This is a genomic window from Herminiimonas sp. (assembly GCF_030645555.1).
GTDB lineage: Bacteria > Pseudomonadota > Gammaproteobacteria > Burkholderiales > Burkholderiaceae_D > Oxalicibacterium.
Map to the genome: position 1 here is coordinate 1 of NZ_JAUSME010000291.1, position 14,149 is coordinate 14,149.

13 protein-coding genes and 1 pseudogene are annotated in these 14,149 nt (G+C 55.7%); 1 reads left to right on the forward strand and 13 read right to left on the reverse strand.

Translation table 11 applies throughout. The features are described 5' to 3' along the window. From Q7T06_RS11165 to fliF, 4 genes and pseudogenes are all read right to left on the reverse strand, one after another. A pseudogene (locus Q7T06_RS11165) lies at positions 1-629 on the reverse strand (flagellum-specific ATP synthase FliI); the annotation flags it as partial. After that, positions 629-1,324 (reverse strand): flagellar assembly protein FliH, encoded by a 696-nt coding sequence (locus tag Q7T06_RS11170; RefSeq protein WP_304784644.1) that lies wholly within the window; start codon positions 1,322-1,324, stop codon positions 629-631. The pseudogene Q7T06_RS11165 and the gene Q7T06_RS11170, both read right to left, overlap by 1 nt. Continuing rightward, positions 1,317-2,312, reverse strand: a complete 996-nt coding sequence (gene fliG / locus Q7T06_RS11175; protein ID WP_304784647.1) for a flagellar motor switch protein FliG — start codon at positions 2,310-2,312, stop codon at positions 1,317-1,319. The genes Q7T06_RS11170 and fliG overlap by 8 nt, the downstream gene beginning before the upstream one ends. Beyond that, positions 2,305-3,930 carry a flagellar basal-body MS-ring/collar protein FliF gene (gene fliF, locus Q7T06_RS11180; RefSeq protein WP_304784668.1) on the reverse strand — a complete coding sequence of 542 codons (1,626 nt, stop codon included), beginning with the start codon at positions 3,928-3,930 and terminating at the stop codon, positions 2,305-2,307. The genes fliG and fliF overlap by 8 nt, the downstream gene beginning before the upstream one ends. Positions 3,931-4,275: 345 nt before the next feature. Here fliF and fliE point away from each other — a divergent pair, with 345 nt between their 5' ends. Then, on the forward strand, positions 4,276-4,629 hold the full coding sequence (gene fliE, locus Q7T06_RS11185) for a flagellar hook-basal body complex protein FliE (protein ID WP_304784649.1): 354 nt from the start codon (positions 4,276-4,278) through the stop codon (positions 4,627-4,629). Positions 4,630-4,717: 88 nt separating this feature from the next. Here the strand turns inward: fliE and Q7T06_RS11190 are convergent, their stop codons facing one another. From Q7T06_RS11190 to Q7T06_RS11230, 9 genes are all read right to left on the reverse strand, one after another. After that, a complete protein-coding gene (locus Q7T06_RS11190) occupies positions 4,718-5,473 on the reverse strand; it encodes a flagellar brake protein (protein ID WP_304784652.1) in 756 nt (251 codons plus the stop codon). A gap of 52 nt (positions 5,474-5,525) precedes the next feature. After that, positions 5,526-5,810 (reverse strand): EscU/YscU/HrcU family type III secretion system export apparatus switch protein, encoded by a 285-nt coding sequence (locus Q7T06_RS11195; protein ID WP_304784654.1) that lies wholly within the window; start codon positions 5,808-5,810, stop codon positions 5,526-5,528. Next, entirely contained in the window at positions 5,803-6,939 is a 1,137-nt protein-coding gene (locus Q7T06_RS11200; RefSeq protein WP_304784656.1) for a flagellar hook-length control protein FliK, read from the reverse strand. The genes Q7T06_RS11195 and Q7T06_RS11200 overlap by 8 nt, the downstream gene beginning before the upstream one ends. Positions 6,940-6,942: 3 nt before the next feature. Continuing rightward, positions 6,943-7,281, reverse strand: coding sequence for a flagellar protein FliT (locus tag Q7T06_RS11205; protein ID WP_370652374.1), 339 nt, complete (start codon positions 7,279-7,281; stop codon positions 6,943-6,945). Positions 7,282-7,284: 3 nt separating this feature from the next. Beyond that, positions 7,285-7,770, reverse strand: a complete 486-nt coding sequence (gene fliS, locus Q7T06_RS11210; RefSeq protein WP_304784658.1) for a flagellar export chaperone FliS — start codon at positions 7,768-7,770, stop codon at positions 7,285-7,287. Positions 7,771-7,795: 25 nt separating this feature from the next. Continuing rightward, a complete protein-coding gene (gene fliD, locus Q7T06_RS11215; RefSeq protein ID WP_304784660.1) occupies positions 7,796-9,814 on the reverse strand; it encodes a flagellar filament capping protein FliD in 2,019 nt (672 codons plus the stop codon). Positions 9,815-9,962: 148 nt separating this feature from the next. Continuing rightward, positions 9,963-10,334 (reverse strand): flagellar protein FlaG, encoded by a 372-nt coding sequence (locus Q7T06_RS11220; RefSeq protein WP_304784662.1) that lies wholly within the window; start codon positions 10,332-10,334, stop codon positions 9,963-9,965. 81 nt (positions 10,335-10,415) lie between these two features. Then, positions 10,416-11,927 carry a flagellin gene (locus Q7T06_RS11225; RefSeq protein ID WP_304784664.1) on the reverse strand — a complete coding sequence of 504 codons (1,512 nt, stop codon included), beginning with the start codon at positions 11,925-11,927 and terminating at the stop codon, positions 10,416-10,418. A 493-nt stretch (positions 11,928-12,420) separates the two neighbouring features. Next, positions 12,421-14,010: a GGDEF domain-containing protein gene (locus Q7T06_RS11230; protein ID WP_304784666.1), complete on the reverse strand. Its 1,590-nt coding sequence runs from the start codon at positions 14,008-14,010 to the stop codon at positions 12,421-12,423. Positions 14,011-14,149: the final 139 nt, after the last annotated feature.

Here is a 14,149-nt window from a genome sequence, read left to right on the forward strand (position 1 = left end):
TAGCGCGCCATCATGCCGAGCAAGACGCTTTTGCCGACGCCGGAGCCGGCGAACAAGCCCATGCGCTGGCCACGTCCGACCGTCAACATGCTGTTGATGGCGCGCACGCCGACATCGAGTACATCGGTGATGGGCGCGCGCGACAGCGGGTTGGCGGCACGTACATTCAATGGTGCCGAATGCGCGGCATTGAGCGGACCGAGATTATCGAGCGGGCGCCCGGCGCCATCCAGCACGCGACCCAGCAGTTCGATGCCGACCGGCAGATGGCGGGTGCGGTCGCTGGGGCGACGGCGCGGATGCGAAACCGAACCGGGACGCGGCAGTGACTGCACCACTTCGACCGGGAATACGCGGGTGCCTGGCACTATGCCTTCGACATCGCTTTGCGGCATCAGGAACAGCCTGTCGTTTTCAAAGCCGACGACCTCGGCTTCTATCCGTGCACCGTTGGCCAGCGGTACTGTGCAGGCACTGCCGACGGCCAGCTTCAAGCCGACTGCTTCCATCACCAGCCCGGCGACGCGCGTGATGCGGCCCGAGACCAGCATGGGTTCGGCGATATCGAGCAAGGCGCGGCAATCGCGCAGATAGGCTTGCCAGCGACCGCTGTTCGGATGGGCGGACATTAGATGAGCCAGTCGGATTCTTTGCCCAGCGTAGCGGCAATGCGCTGCCAGCGGGTGGGTGCGCTGGCGTCGATCTGGTTGGTGACGGTTTCTACCCGGCAGCCGCCACGATTCATGTGCATATCTTCAACCACGCGCCAGCCGGCGGTGCTTAATTCATCGCCCATCTGCGCTGCGACTATCGCGGCGTCCTCCGGGTGCAGATGGAGCAGGCTGGGCTGCTGCAGCGTCGGCAGATAATTGATTGCTTCCCGCACCAGCGGGATGATGAGCTCCGGGCGCACGTTCAAGGCGGTTTTCAACATCGCCTTGGCCAGATCGAGTGACAGGTCGAGCATGTCGCTGGCGATCAATTCATTGGCTTGTGCGACTTCGGTGCCGAAGGTGTCGGCTATCTGCTGCAGGCAGAGTCGCTCATGTTCGGCGAGCGCGCGACCTTCGGCCAATCCGGTTGCACGGCCTTCTTCCAGACCGCTGGCATAACCTTCTGCGTGTGCCTGCGCGCGCGCATTGTCGATCTGCTCGGCCATCGCAGCAATACTCGCTGTATGCGCGGCTGCTGCTGCATTGGCTGCTGCCAGCTCGTCGGCGGCCGTGCGCGGCTTGTCGCCGAGAGCAGGCTTGTCTTCGCCGAATGAAGTCATTTCCCAGCGTTGATACGCCGATTGTTGTGCCTTTGGAATGACGTCAGACATAGGCGTCTTCCGCTTTGCCGCCTAATGTGAGTTGCCCCTCGTCGGCCAGGCGACGCACGATTTGCAGGATTTCCTTTTGATTTGTTTCGACCTCGGACAGGCGCACCGGGCCCTTGGACTCGAGATCTTCGCGCATCATTTCGCCGGCACGCTGCGACATGTTCTTGAAGAATTTTTCGCGCAGGTCGGGACTCGCGCCCTTGAGTGCAATGATCAGCGATTCGGACTGCACTTCGCGCAGCAGCAGCTGGATGCCTCTATCTTCAATATCCATGATGTTGTCGAACACGAACATCTCGTCCATGATCTTTTGCGCCATGTCGTTGTCGTAGCCCTTGAGGTTGGCCATCACCGATATCTCGTTTTCGCCATTGAAGAAGTTGAGGATTTCCGCCGCGGCGCGGATGCCGCCCATCGGTTTTTTCTTCAGGTTTTCATTGCCGGTGAGGAGTTTGGTCAGCACTTCGTTGAGTTCGCGCAATGCGGCTGGCTGCACGCCATCGAGCGTGGCGATGCGCAGCACGCAGTCATTGCGCAGGCGTTCGGTAAAGTGATCCAGTACCTCGCTGGCTTGATCGCGTTCCAGATGCACCAGGATGGTGGCGATGATTTGCGGATGTTCATTGCGCACCAGATCGGCCACTGATTGCGCATCCATCCATTTCAGGCTTTCTATGCCGCTGGCATCGCGTGCACCGAGGATGCGATTGAGCAGCGAGGCGGCCTTGTCGTCGCCCAGCGCCTTGGTCAGCACATCGCGTATGTACTCGTCCGAATCGAGCCCGAGCGAGGTGTTTTTTTCCGTCTCGCTGCGAAATTCGCCGAGGACGGCAACCAGTTCTTCGCTCTGGATGGCTTTCATCGTGGACATTGCTGCGCCGAGTTTTTGCACTTCGCGCGGGCCGAGATATTTCATCACTTCGGCTGCTTCGTTCGCGCCGAGTGCAAGCATCAATATGGCGCCTTTTTGTATGCCGTTTTCAATCATTTCCCACCCACGCTTTGACTATGTTGGCAACTACCTTCGGATCTGTCCTGGCGAGATCCTTGGCCGCTTCCAGATTTTGCTGGTAGCTATGCGGATGTATCCCCATCGGTTTGGCTTCCTCTTCCAGTTCCTGCGCGGTTTTCACCGGCCCTTCGCTTTCGTCGCTCAAGGCGAGCAAAGGCGGTGGATTGAGCTTGTTGAGCAGCGGCTTCAATACTTTGAAATACAGGATCAGCAGAACCAGGCCTATGGCCAGATATTTGCCTGCCTGCAGGCCCATGTCTATGGCTTCCGGCCGTTCCCAGATAGGCGGCTTGACGATTTCTTCCTTTTCATTGCCGGCAAACGGGCTGTTGACGACATTGAGCGTATCGCCACGGTCTTTGTTGTAACCCATCGCTTCTTTCACCAGGTCGGTGATTTGCGTTTTTTCAATGTCCGTCAATGGCCGGATACTGACTTTTCCATCTTTGCCGACGACGCGTTTATGGTTGACGACTACCGCGACCGACAGGCGTTTCAAGCCGCCCATAGGCTGCTGAACATAGCGTATGGTCTTGTCCACTTCATAGTTGGTGGTGGTGTCGCGCTGGGTCGGCGTGGCCGCTGTCGCCGTTGCACCAGTTGCCGCTGGTGCGCCTGGTGTACCCGCTGCAGCTGGTGGTGGCGGTGTGGTAAGTGGTGCGGTGGCTGCAGGCGCCGGCTGGTTGGTCAAGGCACCCGGTACGCCCGATGCGGCGGCTCCGCTGCCATTCGACGATTCGCTGGTTTGCTGGCTGCGTACGGTGGCGCTGCTTGGAACCTGATTCGGTTTGTAAATTTCAGCCGCTTGCTCGCTGGTCGAGAAATCAACATCGGCGGTTGCTTCTGCCCGAATATTGTTGAGGCCGACGATAGGCGTGATGATCGACTCGATACGCTTGGCTATATTTTGCTGTAATTCCTGCACGTATTTGAGCTGCGATGGATCCAGCGTATTGGTACCGGCAGGCTTGTTGTTTTCAGACAGCAGATTGCCCGATTGATCGACGATCGTCACGTTTTTCGGCGACAGCTCGGGCACGCTGCTGGCGACCAGGTGCACGATGGCGCTGACTTGCTGCTGGTCCAGCGTGCGGCCGGGATGCAGGTTCAGCAATACCGAGGCAGTTGGTTTTTGCTGGTCGCGTACGAACACGGATGCCTTGGGCAAGGCAAGGTGGATGCGGGCGGCTTGCACGGCACCGACGGATTGTATCGAGCGGGCGAGTTCGCCTTCCAGTGCGCGTTGAAAATTGACTTGTTCGAGGAATTGCGAAACGCCGAGTTTTTGATTTTCCATCAGCTCGAAGCCGACACTGCCGCCTTTCGGCAAGCCTTCCGCTGCCAGCTTCAGGCGGATTTCATGCACCTTGTCGGCTGGTACCAGGATCGCACCGCCACCTTCGGCAAATTTGTACGGCACATTGGCAGCCTGCAGCGAAGTCATGATGGCGCCGCCATCGCGATCCGAGAAATTGGAAAACAGTACGCGGTATTCCGGCTTCTGTCCCCACAGCACGATGCCGGCCATGACTGCAATCACTGCAGCTGCACCCAGCATCAGCAGGAATTTGCGCCCATTCGGCGACCTTGCCATGTTGATAATGGTGTTGGGGCCGCTGACAGTCACGCTCTGGGCAAGGCTGCCTTCATCTGCTACGACTACTGCCATGGTTGTGCTCCTGCGTGACTGGCGTCAAATTGCGCTGCATTATTCATTGGTGTTCTCGCTCTTAAAACTTTTTTCCGCAGCATGAATTGTCTAGGGTATCAAGAATTTCAATCGTTGGAACAGAGCAATGTTTCTACAGCTTATCAGACGGATTCAAATTGGCGGGCGTGATAACTTGGCAGGGTAGGTTTGGCGTTCCTTGTCAGGGGATTCCGGGCGTAGCGGTTGAGGCAATTGTAGCGCTCGACTTGCAATTCGATGGAGAAAATAATGAAAGTCGGTGGAATTGATTCAACAGCAATCGATGCGATGGTCGCGCAACTCAAGGCGGCCGCCGCACGCTCGCAGCCTGCCGTCAACCCTCTGGGTGGCGTCTTGCCGACTGAGAAGTCGGCGACCCGTGTCGACTTTTCCCAGGCATTGAAGGCGTCGCTGGACAATGTGGCCAGCGCACAAAATAGTGCGGATCAATTGGGACAGAAATTTACGCTGGGCGACGACAGCGTCAATCTGTCGGATGTGATGATTTCGATGCAAAAGGCGAGTATTTCATTTCAGGCAACGGTACAGGTGCGCAACAAGCTGGTATCGGCCTACCAGGAAATGATGAACATGCAGGTATAGCTTTGCTCCGCTTTTATCCGCATGCAGCGACCTTGCATCGCGCATCGTCCGCCTGAAATTGCTGCACTTCTAATTCTCTGCTTTAGCCTTAGCCCAGGCCCGTGGCCTTCGCGTTCTGATCTCTTTCGAGTTTGGTAATGTACTTCTGTACCGCGCCCAGCGTGCCGTTGGATGGGTCTATAAATGCACATCCCAGCCTGTGGATGCTTTTGCCATTGGTCAGCGTTACTTCCATCAGATTACGCATTTGCAGGGCCACGGTGACTGCGCCGCCTGGTAAATCAATGCGGCAATTTTCATAGATGCGGCCCGGTGTGGAATCGATCAGTTTTTTCTCGTCGACTATGGAAACGCCGCCACCGCTGATATTGTGCAGTGTCGTCTCGACCGAGATGATTTGATCCTCAGACTTGAACGGGACGGTACAACGGACCGGGTTGGAAAGCGGTGTCGGCACGCGATAGAATTCGCGGCGTTGCAGGCGAATCACGCTTTTGGGCAGCGGGATGATAAAGGCAGGCAGATTTTCGTAAGTGCAGCGCTCTGCAGCCGGCGACGTGAACAGGATGCGTATGCTTTCCAGCACCGTTTCAAATGACAGGGTTTCGCTATCGAGCACGCGTTGATTCATCACGGCAGTCGGTGCGCAATCGAGCAAGACCGTATTATTTGCCTCATCGATTTTCAGGATCGATGTCACGATGGTATCGCTGCCGTGGTTGATCAACATTCTGACCAGCTGATTGCGTTCGCCTATGCTGCGCAGCAATGCGATGACTTCCCGGCGGGAATTGACCCGGTAAGGGGTGAGCTCATCATTTTCGTGATCACTTGCAAGATTCATTGTTATTTTCAAAACAGTGTGTAAATCATCGGTATCGATTTAACCTTTGACATCATACATTGCCGCCGCGTTGTTGGGCAGCTTCTACGCGATATAACCACGCCAAAAGTTCGGCCACGGCACGATACAGCGCCGGCGGAATATGCTCATCCAGCTCTACCTGCATCAGCAAGGCAACCAGTTCCTTCGATTCATGCACGGCGACGCCATGTTCTTTTGCCCGTTCTATGATCTGTTCGGCAATCAAGCCATGTCCTTTTGCCACTATGCGCGGCGCCGAGTCTCCGCTATGGTAAGCAAGCGCCACGGCGTTGGCCAGCGGCTTGACCTTATCCATCCTGCGGATCTCCCTGCCTGACCAACAGCGCATCCAGCGTCGAGCCTGCAGCACCCAGGGCATCCGCCAGCAGCTTGCCTTGGCTGCGCAGTGTTGCCGCGCTTTCTTCGTTGGCGGTATGGACCTGCACCTGCACGTGTTCTCCGCTCAGGCGTATCGTCGCGGATACGGAACCCAGGGTAGGCAAGCTGAAACGCACGGTACTTTTCCAGCATGCTTCAGGTTCGGCTTGATCCTTGTTTTTTTCCGGTGTGTCGTCTGAAATTTCCCATTCCAGTGGCTGCCCAGGGAAGAGTTCGCCTTGCCACATGATGCGGCGCTGTTCCAGCGCATCGAGTTGCAGGTTGATGAGCTTGATGCCCTCACTGGCAGCAATGTCCTGCTGTTTGCCGGCGACGGGGGCGATGTTTTCCTGGTCGATGTTGCCGGTTTGTGAAGTGCCTAACAGATCAGGCAGCGCGCGTTCCCCGCCTACCCATGCACGCATATTGGCCATTAACTTGCCCAGATCGTTGCTGGTGGCGTCTGCCGGTGGCGGCTGTGTATTGCCGCTCTGCGCGGCAAGGCTGTGTTTGGCTGGCGGTTCAAGCAATAAATCGCTGGCAGGGCGCGTGCCCATGGCCCATTGCGCAACATGTGATTCATAAAACAGCCCGCTGTATGTGACTGCGTTTTGTAGCGCGCCGGCTATCTGTGCGGAGCTTGCACCGGGCGCAGCGAGCAGGGGTGTCTTGCCGATGAGAGTGGTCGGCATGCCACCTTGCTGCGCCAGCTGGAGCATGTTGCCGATCAGGCGCCCGGCATTGCTCAGTGAGGTAGTCGCTCCCGCTTCCGGCTTGCCCAGCAAGAAAGTAGGGCGCGGCTGCGTCGAGAGTAAAGTCAGGTCCAGTGTGTCGCCGGCCTTGGTGCCTGGTGGCAGCGCCATGCTGGCGGCAGCATCATCGATCTTGACCAGGAAGTTGCCATCGGCCAGACGCGACAAAACCTGCGCCTGGTATTCCTTGCCCAGCGTGAGCTGTATCAGCCGGTCCAGTGCTTCCTGCTTTGGTTGCCCCAGCGCCGAGATTGGTGCGCTGGCCTCGACCAGGACGATGGGCCGGGTACCTGCGATGTCGGCCCGTGGCAGCATTTATCAGCGTGGTTGATTGGCGTTATAAGCTTGATGCAATTTGCGTTCGGTTCCGTTGCTATTGATCATGCGCGACAATTTCTGCATCCAGGGTTCGGTGATGTTGCGGATTTCACGATCGTCAGCCAGAATTTTCTGGATGATCTTGACCTTGCGTTCGCGCAGCGCGCCGGTCAGCGCAACCGGTGCTTCGCCGGCTTTGAGCTTGGCGACATGATCGGCGCAGCGTGCCTCTAGACTGGCGAGTTCATCCCAATCGCTATCGCGTGCGGCCGACAGCATTTTGTCGGTGATGGTAGCGACATTTTCGTACAGGTATATGACTTCTTGTTCGTTCATCATCGCTCAGGCTTTCATCAGGCGTGGTGTTCTGGGTGCGAGCGCGTCGTAAGGAGGCGCTTGCGGAATCTGCAATATCGAGGCGACTGTAGCTGGTGCCGCAGGTTCCAGCATGCCTGCCCATGCGCCCTTGATATCCTGTAAAAGTGCCTGCACTTCTTCCAGTACATCCAGCTGGCTGTGGATGTTGGCAATCAGCAGACGGCTGCTCATGTATTCATAAAGTGCATCCAGGTTGAGCGCGATTTCTCCACCGACTGTCTTGTCGAGACTGGCGCGCAGGCCGTTTTCGATAATCATGATCGCTTTGGAAATCGATTTCCCTTTTTCCGCGATGTTACCAGCCTTCATGTGTTGCGCCGCATGGTTGAGTGCGACCTGTGCGCCTTCAAACAACATGACTATCAGTTGGTGCGGGTTGGCGGCGACGACGCCGGTTTCCATGCCGACTTTGGCATAGGCGCTCGCTCCGCTTTGCATAGATCCAAACATTCTTTTTCTCCCGAAACCGTGTCTATTAACTCGAGGTGCTGTTAGCTGCGATCGATGCCAATTGCTGCGTCAAATATGTCTGCGTTGCCTGCATGCTCGCGACCAGTGCATCCAGGGCCGAGAATTGCTTGCGATAACGCGCTTCGATGCCGACCAGGCGCAGTTTGAATGCATCTGCATCGGCGGTGATGTTCTTGATGATGCTGTTGATGCTGGCGGTATTGCCGGCAATTAAGCCTTCGCTTCCTATGAAGCCGTCAGTCAGCTTGCTCAGGCGATCAGCATAGCCTTGCGAGAAATCGACCCTGCCGCGGCTGCCCAATGTGCCGCCGACGATTTCCAGCTTGAGGCCCAGCGCATCCGAACCCTTGCCGGCACTTAAAATCTGGCCGGAGCCGGTCGCCGCAACGCCGCCTATGGTGCCTTCGACATCGACGCCATCAATACCGCCCGACACGCTGCCGAGCAAGGTTGCCGCAGAGGTGCCGGTATCGGAAACAAGGCTGATCTTGGATGCGGAGCCATAGCGATCGGACTGCAGATTAAGGAAGCCGTTGCTGTCTATGGTAGCCGTCACCTTGGAGCCGGCAGTCGAGATTTCCGATGCGCCGTTAATGGCCGATTGCAGCATGGAAGCGATCTGGGCTGAAGTGTATGTACCCTCCGCCAATGCGATGCGGGAGGTGACGCCATCAACCGTGACGCTCATTTTCGTACCTGCGGCAATCGTGGTCGTGCCCGCGTTCAGATTGACGTCGCCCGTCATGCTCGCGCGGGTCGCCAGTTTGGTGACGGTAACGTCGTAGCTGCCAGCCTTGGTGGCCGACGTGGAGCTGCTGAAATTGATCAGGCTGTCAGTTGTTTTGCCTACAGTGGCGAACAAGCCGGCGATATCGTCGTAATTGGTTTCGAGTGCCTTGGTCAGCTTGGCGGAATCGACTGCCAGCGTGCCATCTTTTTGAAAGCCGACGCCGATTTGGGCGAGCGACATATTGCTGTTGCTCAGTCCTTCCAGTGAAGTCGACAGCGTTTTGCGCAGCTGATCCTGGACTGTCCGCGCGGTCGAGTCGCCAACCAGCAATCCACCGGTTTTGGTTTCTGCATTGTAAGCGGTCAGACTCTTGATCGTTTTGGCAAGGTCATTGTAGGCTTTGACAAAGCTGTTGACGCTGGTCTGGACGGCCGCGCTGTCTTTGGCGATGGTCATTGAAGTCGTGCCGATCTTGGCGACGTTCAGGGTGACGCCCTGTATCGCTTCCTTGACTTCATTGGTTGCGCTGTTGATGAAGAAGCCGTTTACCGTCAGCTGCGTGTTTTGCGCGATGCTGGTTTGTTTCATGGTTTGCGTGCCGGCCGGATCGTTGGCCAGCAAACCTTGCAGGGTTGCATCGCCGCTGACATCGATCTTCATGCTGGAGACTTCACCAGTCTTTTTTGAAATGAAAATCAAGTGATCAGGCGTGGCGCTACCGTCGGAAACCAGGGTCGCCGTCACGCCGATATTGGCGGCGTTGACGGCATCGCGTATGCCTTGCAGGGAATTGTCACCATTGTTGATGGTGACGGTGCCGGTTGCCTGATTGGCATCCTGCGTAAAAGTCGCACCGGCGTAGGTGCCGTTCGTGAGCGTGCCGCCGCTAATGGTGCCGAATTGAAAGGTCAGCGTGGTGGTCGCGCCGCTGCCTATCAAGGCAGTCTTGCTGGTTTGCCCTGTGGTCGTCAGGGTCTGCGCCTGTGCCAGCTTGGTGACGTCAACTTGATACGTGCCGGAGGCTGCCTTGCTGGTGGCGGTGGCATTGAAAATCGTTTTGTCGGCGATTGTGGTTTGCAGGTTTTCAAAGGTCGAGCTTTTCCCCAGCGTTGCCATCGCTGCCTGGAACGTGCTGAGCGCGCCACTGAGATTGCCGTAAGCGGAGAGTTTGGCCTGGTAGCTGGCCTCTTTCTTCGCCATCAATGTCAACGGCTGACTTTCCGCCGTCATGATGTTGGTCAACAGGGCGTCGAGGGGGAGGCCGGAGCCTACGCCTATAGATGAAACGGCCACTTGCTTCTCCTAATATAGAGAAAAACCATACTATAAAGGCCGATCATGCAACGCAAGTCGAAAGTAAGAGGGACATTTACCTCTTAGTTAATACGATTCAGCGCACCGATCAGGCGGGAATCCAAAATCTGCAACAGTTCGTTCGATTTTAAGCTTTTTGCTTGACCAGCAAGCCTTGCAGTTTATCCAGGGCCTTGGAGATCTCGATTGCTTCAGCCGAAGGCATTTGGCGCAGCACTTGTTTGGTCTGCAGATCCATGACTTTGACGATCGTGCGATTGCTCTCTGCATCGACGGAAAATTCAAGATTCGGTGACAGGTTTTTCAAGGCGGTATTGATTTCCTTGACTGCCTGGTTGACTTGCGCCTCTGGCGGCGCCGCGTCCGGTTTCTGGACGGCGCTCGATGTTATAACCGGTGCAGAGTTTTCTTTTGATACTGCGCCTGCTGCCACGTTAGATGCTGATTGATCTATGTAAGTGACGGCCTTGCTGGCGCTGCCAATTTGTCCGATGTCCATGATTTACTCCAATTGTGACAAATCCCCGACTGCGAAATTGCAGCCGGGGAGTCGTTCTACATCACATCAACTACCTGGCTATTAGCCACGCAGCAGAGCCAACACGCCGTTAGGCAGGGCATTTGCTTGCGCCAGCATGGCAGTACCAGCTTGCTGCAAGATTTGACCGCGGGTCAGGCTGGCTGTTTCCGAAGCGAAGTCAGCATCCAGAATACGGCTGCGAGCTGCGCTCAAGTTTTCGCTGGTGGTGCTGAGGTTGGTAACAACCGTAGCAAAACGATTTTGCAGAGCACCCAGCGACGCTTTTGACGAGCTCAGGTTAGCCAGTGCGGAGTCGATGATTTGCAACGCGCTGTTAGCACCAGTTGGAACGCCACCGGTCAGGGTTGTGATATCGATCGAAGCAACCGAAGACAGCGAGCTGCTCATTGCCAGTGCCGAGGTGATACCTGCGCCAACTGCAGTGGTGGTGAAAGCGCTCGCTGAGTTGAACGAGATTTTTGCACCAACTGTCGACGAATCATTTGCACCGCCAGCGCCCAGCGTGACTGCTGTGCCTGTACCGCCGTTTGCCGTTGTACCGCCAACAAACGAAATTGCAGTTTGTGTCGAGTTGTTGACGACGCTGATATCGTAGCCTTGCGATTGGGTCAGGGCGATTTTGCCGGTTGCCAGATCTGCAACTGCAGAGATGCCTGTGCTACCGGATTGATCATTGATAGCCTTGGTCAGCGAGCCGACGTCAGTTGCCGAAGCCAGCGTAGCGCTGATCGTCACTGGGTTGGCAGCGCCTGCAGCAGTAGGTGCGCCTTGCAATGTCAAGGAAACCGAGCCGGAGAGGAAGCCACCCAGCGTAGCCGATGTTACTGCCGTTGCGCTAACGCCAGTTGCGCCGGATGCTGCATTGACTGAGTCAACGATAGCCTTGCCGCTTGCGCCGGCAGCGACCGTGATTGCACCACTCGTTGCGCCGTTACCTTGAATCGTCAGGGAGCCGCCAACAACGCCGTTGGCCGGGATCGTTGCAGCAACTGCGATCGCATTTTGCATGATACCGCCGCCGTTTTGAGCCAGCGAGTTGTTACCGATAGCTGAAGCTTGTGCGCTGCCGATCGAGAAGTTGATCGTTTGGTTGGCGTTTGCGCCGACCTGGAACTGGGCGTTGTTGAGCGAACCATCCAGAATGTTTTGGCCGTTGAACTGGGTTGTATTGGCAACGCGGTTCAACTCTTGTTGCAGTTGGCTGACTTCTTCTTGCAGCGAAGCACGGTCTGATGAAGAGTTGGTGCCGTTGGCTGATTGCACAGCCAGGGTACGCATACGTTGCAACAGATCGGTTGCAGTGCCCAAGCCGCCTTCAGCGGTTTGCGCCAGCGAAATGCCGTCGTTTGCGTTACGTGAAGCTTGGTTCAAGCCGTTGATTTGACCGGTCATCCGATCCGAAATTGCCAGGCCAGCAGCATCATCTTTTGCGCTGTTAATACGCAAGCCGGAAGACAGACGCTGCAGTGACGTTGCGAGTGAAGTTTGTGATGTCGTCAAGTTGCGTTGTGAATTTAACGACGAGGTATTGGTATTGATGACTGATGGCATGGTGATTCTCCTGTAGTAGTCCGATGGAAGTCCGACTGAAGCACTGTCAACCTTGATTTGCGTTATTTTGCATATTCAATGTCGTTGTAAGTTTTATCGGACGATTCCGGAAAAAGTTTAGAGCTGAAGTGAAACTAAATTTTTTCCGGTCTCGCCCAAACTGCAGCCAGATACTTTCTTTGACGGTTGCTATGCGGAAAATCTTTAAGGAAATACGCTGATATTTAAAACAAATAAAAAGCGCATTTACCCTACATTTTTCTGATTTCCTGTCGAGTGGGATGTTATTGAAATGACTATTTTTCGCTTGCGGCGATGCAAATAAATACGATAAATATAATGACAGGAACAGTGTCGCAGAGCAGGGCATGCTTGCTGAAGAGGGGTTTCCCCTCGCCACTAACAGGGTGGCGAGGGAAAGAAATGCAGAATTTCGGCTGGCTTGATGGCGTTTATGCCATCGTTCCTAGAGTTTCCAGTGCACCTGCGGAGCTTATCCGGCAGAGATCACGCGGTTCTTGCCGGCTTTTTTGGCTGCATATAAGGATGCATCGGCCCGCTTGATCATCGATTGCTGGTCTTCCTTCTCGCCACGCATGGCGACGCCGGCGCTGAAAGTCATCAGCAGGCGCGTATGGTTATGCATGAAGATCTGCTTGGTCAATTCCCTTTGTACGCGCGTGATGGTTTGAATCGCTTCATCGAGGCCGGTATCGGGCAAGACGATGAGGAATTCTTCACCACCAAAGCGGGCGATGACATCCATCGAGCGCAACGTTTCCTTGATGACGCGCACCAAGTGTATCAGCGCCTCATCACCTGCAGAGTGGCCATGGGTGTCATTGATTTTCTTGAAATCATCCAGATCCAGCATGGCGATGCAGAGCGGGGATTTGCGGCGCTCGGCGCGTGCCAGTTCGCGTTCGAATACATCTTCCAGGCCACGGCGGTTGAGACTGCCGGTTAATTGGTCTTCGCGCACCAGTTCACTCATCTGTTCCAGCTTGGTTTCGAGATTGTGGATGCGTGTTTCGGCATCCTCGACATCCTTGCGGGCGGCGAGTATGGCGTCGCGCGAACGCAATGCTTCATTCTGCGCAATGCGCGTTTCTTTCATTACTTCATCGAGTATCTTGCTCAGCTTGCCGACGTCAGCAGTAGCGTTGATCTGTTTGGAGTAACTATCGATCTTCTTGTGATAATTGCCGGTCGTGGTGGCGATTTCGCCGAGCCGGTCTATGAATGTAACCATCATGTTTTTCACCGTATCTTTTGCTTCGACCAGACTGTGCTTCAGCGTGCCCTGCTTGTAGATCACTTCCTTCAGGCTGCGCATGACTTCCCTGAGTGCCGTATCGTTGATAGGCCCTTCTATCAAATTCTGGACAGCTTCAATTTGCCCGTGCATCCATGAGTCATCCTCGATCAAGCCGCCTATGTTTTCAAGCAGCAGGCGGAACAGGCGCAGCAACAGTTCATGTTGTTCCGCCATGTCGCCACTTTTCAGCTCGATCTTGAAGCACAGCTGCTTCAGGCGCACGGAGGCTTCATTGAGTGCGGCTTCGCTTTGTGCATCCTTGATCGATTTCCCCAGCGTCTCGGCTTCTTCCGCCAGGGCGGGCACGCCTTGCAACAGCGAAGCAACTGCCAGTGTCAGTGTGCGCATCAGCAGATCGCGCAGCAAGGCCGGTTGCGGGTCGTCTATCAGTGAGGAGAGTACGCTTGCGGTCGCATTTGTCGACGGTGTGGCTATGCTGACATTGCTGCGTGCAGCGAGCTGGGTTTGATAATGGCTGACCAGCTGCGCCAGACCTTTGCCGTAATCTGGCCAGTAGGGTGTGGCGGCGGCAGTTTGCAGCGCTTTGCCTATAGTAGCAACAGCGTCAGGAGCAGAGAGCAGGGTGCCGGCAAATTCGCTGAAAATGTCTTCCGGCGTGGGTTCTATCGCATAACCGGCGATTTCATCGTAAATTTTGCGGTAGGCATCCGGGGTAGGTGCAATCCTGCGCGTGGCCAGTTGACGGAATGCTTCTCGTGCGATCTCTGCGGGATTTTGCGATGGTTGGTCTGTCTTGTCTTGCATGACGGCGCGCGCGCTTTATTGTTGGATGGCCGGATATCGGCCTATCCTTGAATAATAGGGCAAGGCAAGCAAGTTTGATAACTGAATTAGCGTTGCAAATACTGGTTACTTTGCCGAAATGCTTGTTATTTTGTCAGTT

Excerpts from the sequence above, each read along its gene's own strand:
- Q7T06_RS11170 (WP_304784644.1), bottom strand. The coding sequence starts at position 1,324 with ATGTCTGACGTCATTCCAAAGGCACAACAATCGGCGTATCAACGCTGG.
- fliG (WP_304784647.1), bottom strand. The coding sequence starts at position 2,312 with ATGATTGAAAACGGCATACAAAAAGGCGCCATATTGATGCTTGCACTC.
- fliF (WP_304784668.1), bottom strand. The coding sequence starts at position 3,930 with ATGGCAAGGTCGCCGAATGGGCGCAAATTCCTGCTGATGCTGGGTGCA.
- fliE (WP_304784649.1), top strand. The coding sequence starts at position 4,276 with ATGAAAGTCGGTGGAATTGATTCAACAGCAATCGATGCGATGGTCGCG.
- Q7T06_RS11190 (WP_304784652.1), bottom strand. The coding sequence starts at position 5,473 with ATGAATCTTGCAAGTGATCACGAAAATGATGAGCTCACCCCTTACCGG.
- Q7T06_RS11195 (WP_304784654.1), bottom strand. The coding sequence starts at position 5,810 with ATGGATAAGGTCAAGCCGCTGGCCAACGCCGTGGCGCTTGCTTACCAT.
- Q7T06_RS11200 (WP_304784656.1), bottom strand. The coding sequence starts at position 6,939 with ATGCTGCCACGGGCCGACATCGCAGGTACCCGGCCCATCGTCCTGGTC.
- Q7T06_RS11205 (WP_370652374.1), bottom strand. The coding sequence starts at position 7,281 with ATGATGAACGAACAAGAAGTCATATACCTGTACGAAAATGTCGCTACC.
- fliS (WP_304784658.1), bottom strand. The coding sequence starts at position 7,770 with ATGTTTGGATCTATGCAAAGCGGAGCGAGCGCCTATGCCAAAGTCGGC.
- Q7T06_RS11220 (WP_304784662.1), bottom strand. The coding sequence starts at position 10,334 with ATGGACATCGGACAAATTGGCAGCGCCAGCAAGGCCGTCACTTACATA.
- Q7T06_RS11225 (WP_304784664.1), bottom strand. The coding sequence starts at position 11,927 with ATGCCATCAGTCATCAATACCAATACCTCGTCGTTAAATTCACAACGC.
- Q7T06_RS11230 (WP_304784666.1), bottom strand. The coding sequence starts at position 14,010 with ATGCAAGACAAGACAGACCAACCATCGCAAAATCCCGCAGAGATCGCA.